Here is a 13,703-nt window from a genome sequence, read left to right as displayed (position 1 = left end):
GCAGGGAGACGTTCAAAATGGCGTTCCATTTTTTATATGTCGGGCGATTCGATGAAACGTGTTTCTCAACTCTCTTTGCTGGCCCTCGCGCTTGGACTTTCCACCTCGGTTTTGGCTGCTGATATGGCGAAAACGCTGAGCTTCTCTCACCTGCTGCAGCAAAACGGTGTGGCTATTGATACGCGGATGAGCGCGTTCTACAACGGCTGGCCGCAAAGCGCCAATGGCCCGCAGGGTCACGAACCGATGGCACTGAACCTGTCGGCCAACTGGCTTTCGTCGATGAGCGACGAGCAGCTTGCCGCCTGGGCGCAGCAGCATAAGCTGAAAAAAGAGACCGCAATCGCACTGTACGGCAGCGATAAAGACAATCAGGCTGTTGCTGAACGTTTAGAGAAAATCGGTTACACGCAGATTTCACGTTTAAGCGACGCACTGCAACAGCAAAATCGCCTACAGCGACTTCCTCACTTTGAACAACTGGTCTACCCGCAGTGGCTTCGCGATCTGCAGACAAACAAACCCGTGACGGCAAAACCAGCAGGTGACTGGAAAGTCCTGGAGGCCGGTTGGGGTGCGCCAAAACTTTATCTGCTCAGCCACATTCCAGGCGCGGGGTACATCGACACCAACGAGGTCGAAAGCGAGCCGTTGTGGAATAAAGTCTCCGACGAACAGTTGAAAGCGATGCTGGCGAAACACGGCATTCGACACGACACCACGGTCATTCTCTACGGGCGCGATGTTTACGCCGCCGCGCGCGTGGCGCAAATCATGCTCTACGCCGGGGTTAAAGATGTGCGTCTGCTCGACGGTGGCTGGAAAACCTGGTCTGATTCGGGGCTGCCCGTGGAACGGGGCACCGCCACAAAAGTAAAACCGGAGCCAGACTTTGGCGTCACTATACCGGCGCAACCACAGCTCATGCTGGATATGGAGCAAGCACGCAGCCTGCTCAACCGTAAAGACGCGTCGTTGGTCAGCATTCGTTCCTGGCCGGAATTTATCGGCACCACCAGCGGTTATAGCTATATCAAGCCAAAAGGCGATATCGCTGGCGCACGATGGGGCCATGCGGGCAGCGACTCCACGCATATGGAAGATTTCCACAACCCCGACGGCACCATGCGTAGCGCGGATGATATTGCGGAAATGTGGAAAAGCTGGAATATCCTGCCTGAACAGCACGTTGCGTTTTACTGCGGCACCGGCTGGCGCGCATCTGAAACCTTTATGTACGCCCGCGCCATGGGCTGGCAAAACGTTGCGGTCTACGACGGCGGCTGGTACGAATGGAGCGCGAACCCGAAAAACCCGGTCGCGACGGGCGAACGCAAACCGGACAGCGTGCGTTAATTTTTCTCTCTGTGACGCTGACACGCTCTCAGCGTCACATACCCGCCCCATACCCGATTAAAGGTTGTCAGCCAGCACAGCGCGCCGAAAATCCACGCCAGCCAGGAAAAGTACGCCGGGAACAGGCAGCAAAGTACAAAGAATGCCATCGTTTCACTGCCTTCCGTCAGACCACCGAGATAATAAAACGATTTGTGCGCATAGCCGGGGTTATCAATACTGTATTTTGCCGCCAGCGCGGCAAAGCCCAGAAAGCTGCTACCCGTCCCAATAAACGAAAACAACAGCCATGCGCCCGCTATAGCGTTATTCAATGGGTCCGCAAGAACAAAACCAAACGGTACTAACGCATAAAAGAGGAAATCGAGCGCGATGTCGAGGAATCCGCCCGCATCGGTTAAACCGCGCCGCCGCGCCAGCGCACCGTCGAGCCCGTCGCACAGACGGTTAAGGATAATCGCCGCCAGAGCCGCGCCGTACCACCCTAGCGCCAGAAACGGCAGCGCCAGCACGCCAATGGCAAAACCAACCAGCGTGACGCCATCGGGCGTGACTAACGGGCGATCCAACGCGCTCGCCGCCCGATGAAGCCAGGGTTTCAGTCGAGGGTGAAGATGTCGGTCAAGCATGCGGTTTTCCTGTTGGGGTACATAATCCCTGAGAAGGGATATCCAGCGCGGCGTTGAATCGCGCCGAGAGATTCTGAAAAGCGATCAGTGCGGTCATTTCCGTAATTTGCGCATCATTAAAGTGACGTTGTAACGACTCTTTTTCTGCCGCGGTGACTATCGGAGGCGTTGCAGTAACGGCTTCCGCATAGGCCAGCGCGACGCGCTCCGCCGGGCTGAACAGTGCGGAATCACGCCATTGCGCCACTTCCTGCACTTTCGCCATCGCGCCGCTTCGCTGCGCCAGCCGTAGACTATTGGCATCAATACAGAATGCGCATTCGCACTGTTGGGACACGCGCGTCATCAATAGCGCCCGCAGCCCAGGGTCGAGCCGTGCTTTTTTTCGCTCAAGATAGCCAACAAACAGCGCCACCAGCCAAAACAGGCGTGGCATACGCCCCCACCAGCGCGTGGGATTCAGCACAGCTCCGTAATGTTTTTGCTGCATGGCGGCAATCGGTTTGAGGCTCAGCGGCAATGATGTCAGCGGTTGCACCCAGAATGGTTTGTTTTTCACCCGAAAACTCCGGCAAGGCTTTAGCGAAACGAAAGGCAAGGATATTATGGTAATACATTCACAGGATCTTTGACCGCCATGCTGAAAACCATCGATGTTGTTGCTGCCATTATTGAACAAAACGGGAAAATTTTGCTTGCCCAGCGTCCACCCCATGCCGATCAGGCAGGAATGTGGGAATTTGCCGGGGGCAAAGTCGAGCAAGGCGAGAGTCAGCCGCAAGCGCTGATCCGCGAGTTACGTGAAGAATTAGGTATTGAAGCGCAGCCCGCTCGCTACATCGCCAGCCATCAGCGAGAAGTCTCCGGGCGAATCATTCACCTGCACGCCTGGCACGTCCCGGTTTACACTGGCGAAATCGTCGCTCACGAGCACAGTGCGCTGACGTGGTGTTTTCCGGAAGAGGCTTTCAATTACTCTCTCGCACCTGCAGACATTCCGCTGCTCGAAGCATTTATGATTTCACGCGTTGCCAGATAAGCGGGTTGGTGCTGATGGTTTTTTCGTCACGCTGGCATTGCAGTAAACCGCCGTCCGTTTTAATCACCGCACCTTCAGAATAATATTCATTTTGATAGACGCAGCACTGGCTACAGTTTTGTCGTTGTTGTCCCTGGGTACTGAAGACCTCTGGCGGCACATTGACCTCTACCTGCGGGCGCGCGAATGCCGCCCCCGCCATCACAACCAGTACTCCTGCCAGCCATTGCATTTTCATCGTCGAGCTCCTGTTATCGGCTTCTGTATACCTGTATATCGACCCGCTTGCTCCTTTCCTTAAGTGTAAACGCCTATCGGTTTTTATTATGACCCACCGCGGCGTATTAATTTTCCTTTCAGGCTCAATTTTGCTTGTCAAAAGTTAGCAACGTAATGATATAGTCAAAAAGCATCACGACGTTAAAACATAAATCACAACAAGCACATACATCATTAACGATAAGAGGAACTTATACTTATGGATCAGGTTGGCTCTCTGGAAAACTTCCTTGCCCACGTTCAGCAACGCGACCCACACCAGACAGAATTCTCTCAGGCCGTACGCGAAGTCATGACCACCTTATGGCCATTTCTGGAACAGAACCCGCAATATCGTCGCCTCTCGCTGCTTGAAAGGCTGGTTGAACCAGAGCGCGTGATCCAGTTCCGCGTGGTTTGGGTGGACGATCGCAATCAGGTACAGGTGAATCGCGCATGGCGCGTACAGTTCAGCTCCGCTATTGGGCCATATAAGGGCGGTATGCGCTTCCACCCTTCCGTTAACCTCTCTATCCTCAAGTTCCTCGGTTTCGAACAGACCTTCAAAAATGCCCTTACTACTCTGCCGATGGGCGGAGGGAAAGGCGGCAGCGATTTCGACCCGAAAGGCAAAAGCGAAGGCGAAGTGATGCGTTTCTGTCAGGCGCTGATGACTGAGCTCTATCGCCACCTTGGCGCAGATACCGACGTCCCGGCGGGCGATATCGGCGTGGGCGGGCGTGAAGTCGGCTTTATGGCCGGGATGATGAAAAAACTCTCCAACAACACCGCCTGCGTGTTTACCGGCAAAGGGCTTTCATTCGGCGGCAGCCTGATTCGTCCGGAAGCCACCGGCTACGGTCTGGTCTACTTCACCGAAGCTATGCTCAAACGCCACGGTCTGAGCTTTGAGGGTATGCGCGTTTCGGTTTCTGGCTCAGGCAACGTGGCGCAATACGCGATTGAGAAAGCGATGGAGTTTGGGGCACGCGTGGTTACCGCCTCCGACTCCAGCGGTACCGTGGTGGACGAAAGCGGCTTTACCAAAGAAAAACTGGCGCGCCTGATTGAAATCAAAGCCAGCCGTGACGGTCGCGTGGCCGATTACGCGCGAGAATTTGGTCTGGTGTATCTGGAAGGTCAGCAACCGTGGTCCGTACCGGTTGATATCGCCCTGCCGTGCGCCACGCAGAATGAGCTGGATACCGATGCCGCTCGCGTGCTGGTTGCCAACGGCGCCAAAGCGGTCGCCGAAGGCGCGAATATGCCAACGACCATTGAAGCCACTGAATTGTTCCTCGAAGCGGGTGTGCTGTTTGCCCCGGGTAAAGCGGCGAACGCGGGTGGAGTCGCCACCTCCGGCCTTGAGATGGCGCAGAACGCCGCACGGATGGGCTGGAAAGCGGAGAAAGTTGATGCGCGCCTGCACCACATCATGCTGGACATCCATCACGCCTGCGTTGAGCACGGCGGCGAAAGCAAGCAAACCAACTATGTGCGCGGCGCTAACATCGCGGGCTTCGTTAAAGTTGCGGATGCGATGTTGTCGCAGGGGGTGATTTAAGCAGAGGCGTGCAATTCATTGAAATTGTATGTCCTTGTAGGCCGGGCAAGCGTAGCGCCCCCGGCAAGAGTCCGGTGAAAATGCCTGATGCGCTTCGCTTATCAGGCCTACAGACGGGTGCCATTCATTGAACACGGCACCCTCCGCTTACGCCACCGCCCCACTGCCCGCCTCATCCGATGGTGGGCTTTTTTTCGCGCTACGTTTACGCGGGGCGCTCTTTTTCTTATCGCCACTTCCACTGCCCGGCGCAACAATGCCGCGGAAACGTCTCACGGGCGTGCTGCGAGCCTGATCAATCAGTTGATACAATGTGCCCACCAGTGGCTGCATAAAGTCCTGATAGCGGCACTGTTTCTCGCTGATTTGCGTCAGAATCGATTCCCAATGCGCCGTCATGTCTGGCCGTGTCGCCATTTCTGGCAGGGAGTGGAACAGCGCTTTACCTGCGTCAGTCGAGTGAATATAGCGCCCTTTTTTTGTCAGGAAGCCGCGTTTAAACAGCAGTTCGATAATCCCGGCGCGCGTCGCTTCGGTGCCCAGACCATCGGTGGCACGCAGGATCTTTTTCAGATCTTTGTCCTGCACAAAACGCGCGATCCCGGTCATCGCCGACAACAGCGTTGCATCGGTAAAATGACGTGGCGGCTGAGTTTGCCGTTCCACCACTTCGCCTTTTTCGCACAGCAGTTCATCGCTTTTCGCAACCACGGGTAACGGCGTACCGTCGTTCTCTTCATCGCGCTCTTTTCCGCCCAGCAGCGTGCGCCAGCCTGCTTCCGCAAGAAAACGTGCCTTAGCGATAAATTTACCGTTGGCGATGTCGAGGTCAATCTGGCATTTACGGAATACTGCGTCCGGGCAGAACTGCATCAAGTACTGACGCGCCACCAGGGTGTAAATTTTTGATTCATTCTCCGTCAGGTTAACGTTGCTGGCACGCGCGGTGGGAATAATGGCGTGGTGCGCATCAACCTTTTTGTCATCCCAGCAGCGGTTGCGCGTGTCCGGGTTCACCACCGGTTGCGGCAGGAGATCCGGCGCGTGGACGCCAATCGCATTCAGCACCGCATGTCGCCCGGCGAAGTGCTCCTCCGGCAAATAGCGGCTATCCGAACGCGGGTAGGTAATCAGCTTGTGGGTTTCATATAACTTCTGACAAATATCGAGGACGTTCTGTGCGCTCAACCCAAAGCGTTTTGCGGCTTCAATCTGCAACGCAGACAGCGAAAACGGCAGCGGGGCCGATTCTGATTCCCGTTTATCGTTATAGGCCGTAACAATTGCTGGTTGGCCTTCAATACGCTTGACCACGTGATCGGCCAGCGCGCGATGCAGCAGTCGTCCCTCTTCGTCCTGATAAGGCTCGCAGGCTTCGCTTGGCTGCCAGACGGCGGTGAAACGCTCGTCCTTCGGAGTGACGATATGCGCTTTCACTTCGAAGAAATCTTTGGCGACAAAGTTTTCTATCTCTTCATCGCGGCGCACCACCAGCCCCAGCACTGGCGTTTGCACCCGCCCCACGGAGAGTACACCGTTATACCCGGCGTTACGTCCTAAAATAGTGTAAGCGCGGGTCATGTTGATGCCGTATAGCCAGTCGGCGCGGGCGCGAGCCAGCGCGGAGACGCACAGCGGGATGAAGTCGCTGTTGGCGCGCAGACGCGTAATCGCCCGTTCCACCGCCTGCGGGTTGAGGTCGTTGATTAAACAGCGTTGTACCTGCTGGCGCTTTTCGGGAGCCAGTGAGAGGTAGTCCAGCACTTCATCCACCAGCAGTTGCCCTTCTCTGTCGGGGTCTCCGGCGTGAATGACTTCACTGGCTTCGTGCAAAAAACGCTTAATGACGTTGAGCTGCTTTGTCACCGAAGGACGCGGCTGAAGCTGCCACTTCTCCGGGACTATCGGCAAATCCTGCAAATTCCAGCGCGCATAACGGCTGTCATACGCGTCCGGCTGCGCCTGTTCGAGGAGATGGCCAATACACCAGGTCACCACCTGACCGTTGCCACATTCGATATAACCGTCGCCCTTTCGGTGGGGTTTCGGCAAGACATCGGCAATGGCACGCGCCAGGCTCGGTTTTTCCGCAATAAACAGGCGCATCGGTTTAGCGGATCTCAATCATCGGACGACCCGCTCGGGCCTCAACCAAAGAACCAATGGCGGTTAAGGTAATGCCGAATTCTGCCGCAGCAGCCTGCACTTCTTGCTCGGCATCCGGTGTGACCGCCAGCAGCAGGCCGCCAGAGGTTTGCGGATCGCACAGCAGCGAACGCCATTCATCCGGCATCTCGCCCATCAGGTGACCATAACTGGCGAAATTGCGCCCGGTACCTCCCGGCACCGCGCCCTGCGCGATGTATTCTTCCACGCCAGGCAGTTTTGGCACGTCGGCAAAGTTCACCTGCGCCTGTACGCCTGCGCCCTGACACATTTCACTGAGGTGGCCCAGCAGACCAAAACCGGTAACGTCGGTCATCGCTTTGACGCCGTCAATGTTAGCGAATGCCGCACCCGCCAGATTCATCTGGCACATCACTTCCGTCGCCAGCCCCTGATGTTCAGGTTTCAGCAGCGACTTTTTCTCGGCGGTGGTGAGTACGCCAATACCCAGCGGTTTGGTGAGGAACAGTTTGCAGCCCGCCTGCGCGGTGCTGTTTTTCTTCACGCGCTCGGTTGGCACCACCCCCGTCACCGCCAGGCCGAAAATAGGCTCCGGTGCATCAATGGAGTGCCCCCCCGCCAGGGCGATACCCGCTTGTTGACACGCGAAACGTCCGCCTTCAATCACGTCGCGCGCGATTTCCGGTGCCAGCGTGTTGATGGGCCAGCCGAGAATCGCAATCGCCATAATCGGTTTACCGCCCATCGCGAAGATATCGCTGATGGCGTTGGTGGCTGCGATACGGCCAAAATCGAACGGGTTATCAACGATCGGCATGAAGAAATCGGTGGTGCTGATTATCGATGTACCGTTGCCGAGGTCGTACACCGCCGCGTCATCGCGGGTTTCATTGCCGACAAGCAGGTTCGGGTCGACAAACTTCGCCTGCTCGCTGTGCAGGATGGTTTCCAACACTTTCGGGGAAATTTTACAACCGCAACCGGCTCCGTGGCTGTACTGTGTTAAACGAATGGCTTGCTCGCTCATGGACATCTCCTGATTTTGCCAATCCCACTATGGTAGCGCCCAAACGGCGGCGTGGTAAGTCCGTCACTCCGAAATCGCTCACTACTGCTCACTTCGCAAGCAATTGTCCGTTTTGCGACACAGGGCAATTTTTCTTACCGCGTTTTTCCTTCTACTAATTAGTGGCATGAATATAACAATGTCAAAACCTGCACATCAGGATAAAAATCACAAGGAAATATCGATGAAAAAACGCATTATCGCCCTTTGCCTGGCAACGCTTTTTACGTCCAGCGCTTTTGCTCTTGCTCCGGCCGGGAACGACGCCACCACTAAACCCGATCTTTACTACCTGAAAAATGCGCAAGCCATTGATAGCCTCGCTCTGCTGCCACCTCCGCCAGCCGTAGGGAGCATTGCGTTCCTGAACGATCAGGCGATGTATGAGCAGGGTCGCCTGCTGCGTAATACCGAACGCGGGAAGCTGGCCGTGGAAGATGCCAACCTGAGTGGCGGCGGTGTGGCAAACGCCTTCTCCGGCGCATTTGGGTCACCGATCACTGAAAAAGATGCGCCGCAGTTACACAAACTGCTGACCAACATGATTGAAGATGCGGGCGACCTCGCAACCCGTGGTGCAAAAGAGAAATACATGCGCATTCGTCCGTTCGCTTTCTATGGCGTACCGACCTGTAACACCACCGAGCAGGATAAGCTGTCGAAAAACGGTTCTTATCCGTCTGGCCATACCTCTATCGGCTGGGCCACCGCGCTGGTGCTGGCAGAGATTAATCCGGCTCGTCAGAACGAGATTTTAAAACGTGGATATGAGCTGGGTGAAAGCCGCGTGATATGCGGTTATCACTGGCAGAGCGACGTTGATGCCGCGCGCATTGTCGGTTCTGCCGTTGTTGCCACGCTGCACACCAACCCGGCATTCCAGCAGCAGTTGCAAAAAGCGAAAGATGAATTCGCTAAACAACATAAGTCTTAAAGAAAAAAGCCCGGTGGTTCTTCCGCCGGGCTGTATGTTTGTCAGAAACGCACCACAAAGGGGGCGGTATCCGGCACCGACACCGTGGTTGACGCTTTCAGTTGTGGTGTACCTAAGTAGAGAAAACCGACAATTTTGTCGTGTTCCCCGCACTTCAGACCTTCGCGCACTACGGCACTATCGGTTAACGCGCCGCTACGCCAGATACCGTTAAAACCCTGCGCAACCGCCGCCATCTGCATCGCCATCACCGCGCAGCCCGCCGACATCTCCTGTTCCCATTTCGGCACTTTATGATGTGGCTGACACTTCGCCACTACCGCGATAATCAGCGGCGCACGGAATGGCGCATTGCGTGCTTTTTCAATCGCTTTCTCATCGCTGCCCGCGTCAATCGCGCCTTTTTCCAGCAACTGGCTGAAGCGCTCACGGCCTTCTCCCTCGATGATAAAAAACTGCCATGGTTGCAGCGTTCCGTGATCCGGGGCACGCATCCCGGCACGGAGGATATTTTCCAGTTGCTCACCGGCTGGCGCAGGGTCAGCCAGGCGGGAGGCGCTACGGCGATTTACCAGTAATTCAAGTGCGTCCATTGATTCGCTCCTGTCATGTTATTTTTCACAAAATTAACATGCGCAGGGAATTTGTTACAGCGTCGATGGCGATTCCTGCTGACAACGGGCGGCGCTGTAATTAGGATAGCCAGATGTTTCACCGCTTTCGGTGAACCGTTTACTGTCTTTATCAGGGAGAAAACATGCGAACCCTATGGCGTTTTATCGCCGGATTCTTTAAATGGACGTGGCGATTACTCAATTTTGCCCGCGAACTGGTGCTGAATCTGTTCTTTATTTTCCTCGTGCTGGTTGGCGTGGGGATCTGGATGCAGCTTAGCAGCACGCCTGAAAGCAACAGCACGCGGGGCGCGTTGTTGATGGACATCAGCGGCGTGATCGTCGATAAGCCTTCCACCAGCAGTAAGCTGGGCGTGATTGGCCGCCAGCTTTTTGGCGCAAGTTCCGATCGTTTACAGGAAAACTCCCTGTTCGATATCGTCCAGGCCATCCGTCAGGCAAAAGATGACCGCAATATCACCGGTATCGTGCTGGATCTCAAGAACTTCGCCGGGGGCGATCAGCCGTCGATGCAGTATATTGGCAAAGCGCTGCGCGAGTTTCGCGACAGCGGTAAACCCGTTTACGCGGTGGGCGACAGCTACAGCCAGGGGCAGTATTACCTCGCGAGCTTTGCCAATAAAATCTGGCTCTCGCCGCAGGGCGTCGTTGACCTGCACGGTTTTGCCACTAACGGTCTCTACTACAAATCTCTGCTTGAGAAGCTGAAAGTCTCTACACATGTGTTCCGCGTCGGTACCTATAAATCCGCCGTTGAGCCGTTTATTCGCGATGATATGTCGCCTGCTGCGCGTGAAGCCGATAGCCGCTGGATTGGCGAGCTGTGGCAAAACTACCTCAATACAGTGGCGGCAAACCGCAAAATCACCGCGCAACAGGTCTTCCCTGGCGCGCAGGCAATGCTTGATGGCTTGAACAAAGTCGATGGCGATACGGCAAAATACGCGCTGGACAGCAAACTGGTTGATTCTCTGGGCAGCAGCGCCGAGATCGAAAAAGCGCTGACCAAAGCGTTTGGCTGGAGCAAAGCCGATAAAAACTATCGTGCTGTCAGCATCTACGATTATGCGCTGAAAACACCGGCAGATACGGGTTCCAGCATTGCCGTCGTCTTTGCCAATGGCGCGATTATGGACGGTGAAGAAACGCCGGGGAACGTCGGCGGCGATACAACAGCCGCGCAAATCCGCGATGCGCGTCTCGACCCGAAAGTGAAAGCGATTGTTCTGCGCGTCAACAGCCCTGGCGGCAGCGTCAGCGCCTCCGAAGTGATCCGTGCGGAACTGGCTGCGGCGAAAGATGCCGGGAAACCGGTGGTGGTGTCGATGGGCGGTATGGCGGCTTCCGGGGGTTACTGGATCTCCACCCCGGCAAGCTACATCGTGGCAAACCCGAGCACACTGACTGGCTCTATCGGCATCTTCGGCGTGATCAACACCGTGGAAAACTCGCTGGATTCCATCGGCGTGCACACGGATGGCGTTGCCACTTCGCCGCTGGCAGATGTGTCGATGACCAAAACGCTGCCGCCAGAAGTGCAGCAGATGATGCAACTGACCATCGAGAACGGTTACAAGCGCTTTATCACGCTGGTCGCGCAGTCACGTCACAGCACGCCGGAGCAGATCGATAAAATCGCACAGGGCCACGTGTGGACCGGCCAGGACGCGAAAGCTAACGGTCTGGTCGACAGCCTCGGCGATTTCGATGATGCTGTTGCAAAAGCCGCAGAGCTGGCGAAACTGAAAACGTGGCACATCGACTACTATCAGTCTGAACCGACATTCTTCGATATGGTGATGGATAGCGTTTCTGGCTCGGTACGCGCGTCACTGCCGCAGGCGTTGCAGGCGTATCTGCCTGCGCCGCTCGCCTCAGCCGCCAAAGAGGTGAAAGCGGAAACCGATAAGTTGGCCGCTTTCAATGACCCGCAAAATCGCTATGCGTTTTGCCTGACCTGCGCCAATATACGATAATTATAATCCCCTCTACGGAGGGGATTTTCTTTCGCTTACTCAAACGACACCATGCAAAAAAAATCCATTTACGTCGCCTACACTGGCGGTACTATCGGGATGCAGCGTTCCGAACACGGCTACATTCCTGTCTCTGGTCATCTACAGCGCCAGCTGGCGCTGATGCCGGAATTCCATCGTCCGGAGATGCCTGATTTCACTATCCATGAATATCAGCCGCTGATGGATTCTTCCGATATGACGCCGGAAGACTGGCAGCACATCGCCGACGATATCAAAGCGCACTACGATGACTATGATGGCTTTGTGATCCTCCACGGCACGGATACCATGGCTTTCACCGCCTCGGCGCTGTCGTTCATGCTGGAAAATCTGGGCAAACCGGTCATTGTGACAGGGTCACAAATCCCGCTTGCCGAGCTACGTTCGGATGGACAGATTAACCTGCTGAATGCTCTGTACGTCGCAGCGAACTACCCGATTAACGAAGTCTCGCTGTTTTTCAATAATCGCCTCTATCGCGGTAACCGTACCACCAAAGCGCATGCGGATGGTTTTGATGCCTTCGCATCGCCCAACCTGGCACCACTGCTGGAAGCGGGAATTCATATCCGCCGTCTGGGGACACCACCCGCGCCGAGTACTTCGGGTGAATTGATCGTCCATCCGATTACCCCTCAGCCGATTGGCGTGGTGACCATTTATCCGGGCATTTCCGCTGACGTGGTGCGTAACTTCCTGCGCCAGCCGGTAAAAGCGCTGATTCTGCGTTCATACGGCGTCGGCAACGCACCGCAAAACGGCGAGTTTTTAAAAGAGCTGACCGAAGCCAGCCAGCGCGGCATCGTGGTGATTAACCTGACACAGTGTATGTCGGGCAAGGTCAACATGGGTGGCTACGCTACCGGCAACGCCCTCGCCCACGCAGGCGTGATTGGCGGCGCGGATATGACCGTCGAAGCCACGCTGACCAAACTGCACTATCTGTTAAGCCAGAACCTTGACGCCGACGCCATCCGTAGCGCCATGCAGCAAAACCTGCGCGGTGAGCTGACGCCAGACGACTAAGGAGTCTTCATGAAAGCACGAGCACTGTTACTGGTTGACCTGCAAAATGATTTCTGCGCCGGTGGCGCGCTGGCCGTTGCCGAAGGCGATAGCACGGTTGATGTCGCCAATACGCTGATAACCTGGTGCAAAGCGCGTGGTGAAGCCGTAGTTGCCAGCCAGGACTGGCATCCGGCCAATCACGGTAGCTTTGCCAGCCAGCACGGCGTAGAGCCCTACACGCAAGGTCAACTCGACGGCCTACCGCAAACCTTCTGGCCCGATCACTGCGTGCAACACAGCGAAGGTGCTGAATTGCACCCGCTGTTGGCGCAGAAGTCTATTGATGCGGTGTTTCACAAAGGCGAAAACGTCAATATCGACAGTTACAGCGCATTCTTTGACAACGGCCATCGCCAGAATACGGCGCTGGATGCGTGGTTGCGTCATCATGAGATCAGCGAGCTGATTGTGCTCGGCCTGGCAACCGACTACTGCGTGAAGTTCACCGTACTGGATGCGCTGAAGCTCGGGTATCGGGTGAATGTGATAACCGACGGCTGTCGCGGCGTGAATATTCAGCCACAGGACAGCAACCAGGCGTTTATGGAGATGGCGGCGGCAGGCGCAACGTTGTATACGCTGGCAGACTGGGAAGAGACGCAGGGGTAACAGAAATGCCGTATGTGATAGATTCATACGGCATTCTTCCTATAACCAAACTTATAAATTTATTAAAATTGTTTACTACCGTACAACCAACGACCCGCTTTCGCGCTTTCTATTAACATTTCTATTGTCAATGGGATATGAGGATCGCGTTCTTTTGAACCTAAATACTCCGGATTAAAATAATCCAGAATTTCAAATCCATTAGGATCAACAGCCCAGCGTTCGAAATACTCCTCCATCAACTCAACACAATCCTCATAAACAAGGTTTAGGTCATCCCTGATATTGGTAGTGAGTCTTAACTCTTTTTTATCACCAAAGAGATAATATCTTTTCGCATTATATCCCTGATCGATAAAGTTTATTATCTCAAGCTCAAAATTCCTCATTAAAAATACGT

The 13,703-nt window shown here is 55.2% G+C and carries 14 protein-coding genes; 7 read left to right on the top strand and 7 right to left on the bottom strand.

The annotated features are described in order from the left end of the window. The first annotated feature begins 51 nt into the window (after positions 1-51). Complete coding sequence (locus tag DBY68_RS16180) at positions 52-1,356, top strand: sulfurtransferase (protein ID WP_108475775.1); 1,305 nt, start codon at positions 52-54, stop codon at positions 1,354-1,356. On the opposite strand, the gene DBY68_RS16175 is transcribed toward DBY68_RS16180, so the two are convergent. Together DBY68_RS16175 and DBY68_RS16170 are read right to left on the bottom strand one after the other, a co-directional pair. Then, positions 1,353-1,985 carry a CDP-alcohol phosphatidyltransferase family protein gene (locus DBY68_RS16175; protein ID WP_108475660.1) on the bottom strand — a complete coding sequence of 211 codons (633 nt, stop codon included), beginning with the start codon at positions 1,983-1,985 and terminating at the stop codon, positions 1,353-1,355. The two genes, DBY68_RS16180 and DBY68_RS16175, sit on opposite strands and share 4 nt — an antisense overlap. Then, positions 1,978-2,544, bottom strand: a complete 567-nt coding sequence (locus DBY68_RS16170) for a carboxymuconolactone decarboxylase family protein (protein ID WP_108475661.1) — start codon at positions 2,542-2,544, stop codon at positions 1,978-1,980. The genes DBY68_RS16175 and DBY68_RS16170 overlap by 8 nt, the downstream gene beginning before the upstream one ends. A 78-nt stretch (positions 2,545-2,622) precedes the next feature. Here DBY68_RS16170 and DBY68_RS16165 point away from each other — a divergent pair, with 78 nt between their 5' ends. Next, positions 2,623-3,024, top strand: coding sequence for a pyrimidine (deoxy)nucleoside triphosphate diphosphatase (locus tag DBY68_RS16165; protein WP_108475662.1), 402 nt, complete (start codon positions 2,623-2,625; stop codon positions 3,022-3,024). Here the strand turns inward: DBY68_RS16165 and DBY68_RS16160 are convergent. Then, positions 2,999-3,262 (bottom strand): DUF1496 domain-containing protein, encoded by a 264-nt coding sequence (locus DBY68_RS16160; RefSeq protein WP_108475663.1) that lies wholly within the window; start codon positions 3,260-3,262, stop codon positions 2,999-3,001. The two genes, DBY68_RS16165 and DBY68_RS16160, sit on opposite strands and share 26 nt — an antisense overlap. Positions 3,263-3,502: 240 nt before the next feature. Between DBY68_RS16160 and gdhA the strand changes: the two genes are divergently transcribed. Then, on the top strand, positions 3,503-4,846 hold the full coding sequence (gdhA, locus tag DBY68_RS16155; RefSeq protein ID WP_108475664.1) for an NADP-specific glutamate dehydrogenase: 1,344 nt from the start codon (positions 3,503-3,505) through the stop codon (positions 4,844-4,846). 147 nt (positions 4,847-4,993) lie between these two features. Here the strand turns inward: gdhA and DBY68_RS16150 are convergent, their stop codons facing one another. Then, a complete protein-coding gene (locus tag DBY68_RS16150) occupies positions 4,994-6,952 on the bottom strand; it encodes a DNA topoisomerase III (RefSeq protein WP_108475665.1) in 1,959 nt (652 codons plus the stop codon). A gap of 4 nt (positions 6,953-6,956) precedes the next feature. Further along, entirely contained in the window at positions 6,957-8,000 is a 1,044-nt protein-coding gene (gene selD / locus DBY68_RS16145; protein WP_108475666.1) for a selenide, water dikinase SelD, read from the bottom strand. Positions 8,001-8,223: 223 nt separating this feature from the next. Here selD and phoC point away from each other — a divergent pair, with 223 nt between their 5' ends. Continuing rightward, positions 8,224-8,973 carry an acid phosphatase PhoC gene (gene phoC, locus DBY68_RS16140; protein ID WP_108475667.1) on the top strand — a complete coding sequence of 250 codons (750 nt, stop codon included), beginning with the start codon at positions 8,224-8,226 and terminating at the stop codon, positions 8,971-8,973. A gap of 41 nt (positions 8,974-9,014) precedes the next feature. Here phoC and DBY68_RS16135 read toward each other — a convergent pair whose 3' ends face one another. Next, entirely contained in the window at positions 9,015-9,566 is a 552-nt protein-coding gene (locus DBY68_RS16135) for an NAD(P)H nitroreductase (protein ID WP_108475668.1), read from the bottom strand. 164 nt (positions 9,567-9,730) lie between these two features. Here DBY68_RS16135 and sppA point away from each other — a divergent pair, with 164 nt between their 5' ends. From sppA to pncA, 3 genes are read left to right on the top strand one after another with little or no spacing between them, the layout of a single operon-like run. Then, complete coding sequence (sppA, locus tag DBY68_RS16125; RefSeq protein ID WP_108475669.1) at positions 9,731-11,584, top strand: signal peptide peptidase SppA; 1,854 nt, start codon at positions 9,731-9,733, stop codon at positions 11,582-11,584. A gap of 51 nt (positions 11,585-11,635) precedes the next feature. Continuing rightward, a complete protein-coding gene (gene ansA / locus DBY68_RS16120; protein ID WP_108475670.1) occupies positions 11,636-12,652 on the top strand; it encodes an asparaginase in 1,017 nt (338 codons plus the stop codon). A gap of 9 nt (positions 12,653-12,661) precedes the next feature. Then, on the top strand, positions 12,662-13,303 hold the full coding sequence (gene pncA, locus DBY68_RS16115) for a bifunctional nicotinamidase/pyrazinamidase (RefSeq protein ID WP_108475671.1): 642 nt from the start codon (positions 12,662-12,664) through the stop codon (positions 13,301-13,303). A 62-nt stretch (positions 13,304-13,365) separates the two neighbouring features. Here pncA and DBY68_RS16110 read toward each other — a convergent pair whose 3' ends face one another. Further along, positions 13,366-13,692, bottom strand: coding sequence for a DUF1493 family protein (locus DBY68_RS16110; protein WP_108475777.1), 327 nt, complete (start codon positions 13,690-13,692; stop codon positions 13,366-13,368). Positions 13,693-13,703: the final 11 nt, after the last annotated feature.

The organism is Pseudocitrobacter sp. RIT415 (assembly GCF_003057695.2).
In the GTDB taxonomy this organism is placed as follows: Bacteria; Pseudomonadota; Gammaproteobacteria; order Enterobacterales; family Enterobacteriaceae; genus Pseudocitrobacter; species Pseudocitrobacter faecalis.
This window is presented reverse-complemented; position numbering and strand designations above follow the sequence as displayed.

Excerpts from the sequence above, each read along its gene's own strand:
- DBY68_RS16180 (WP_108475775.1), top strand. The coding sequence starts at position 52 with ATGAAACGTGTTTCTCAACTCTCTTTGCTGGCCCTCGCGCTTGGACTT.
- DBY68_RS16175 (WP_108475660.1), bottom strand. The coding sequence starts at position 1,985 with ATGCTTGACCGACATCTTCACCCTCGACTGAAACCCTGGCTTCATCGG.
- DBY68_RS16165 (WP_108475662.1), top strand. The coding sequence starts at position 2,623 with ATGCTGAAAACCATCGATGTTGTTGCTGCCATTATTGAACAAAACGGG.
- DBY68_RS16160 (WP_108475663.1), bottom strand. The coding sequence starts at position 3,262 with ATGAAAATGCAATGGCTGGCAGGAGTACTGGTTGTGATGGCGGGGGCG.
- gdhA (WP_108475664.1), top strand. The coding sequence starts at position 3,503 with ATGGATCAGGTTGGCTCTCTGGAAAACTTCCTTGCCCACGTTCAGCAA.
- DBY68_RS16150 (WP_108475665.1), bottom strand. The coding sequence starts at position 6,952 with ATGCGCCTGTTTATTGCGGAAAAACCGAGCCTGGCGCGTGCCATTGCC.
- selD (WP_108475666.1), bottom strand. The coding sequence starts at position 8,000 with ATGAGCGAGCAAGCCATTCGTTTAACACAGTACAGCCACGGAGCCGGT.
- phoC (WP_108475667.1), top strand. The coding sequence starts at position 8,224 with ATGAAAAAACGCATTATCGCCCTTTGCCTGGCAACGCTTTTTACGTCC.
- DBY68_RS16135 (WP_108475668.1), bottom strand. The coding sequence starts at position 9,566 with ATGGACGCACTTGAATTACTGGTAAATCGCCGTAGCGCCTCCCGCCTG.
- sppA (WP_108475669.1), top strand. The coding sequence starts at position 9,731 with ATGCGAACCCTATGGCGTTTTATCGCCGGATTCTTTAAATGGACGTGG.
- ansA (WP_108475670.1), top strand. The coding sequence starts at position 11,636 with ATGCAAAAAAAATCCATTTACGTCGCCTACACTGGCGGTACTATCGGG.
- pncA (WP_108475671.1), top strand. The coding sequence starts at position 12,662 with ATGAAAGCACGAGCACTGTTACTGGTTGACCTGCAAAATGATTTCTGC.
- DBY68_RS16110 (WP_108475777.1), bottom strand. The coding sequence starts at position 13,692 with ATGAGGAATTTTGAGCTTGAGATAATAAACTTTATCGATCAGGGATAT.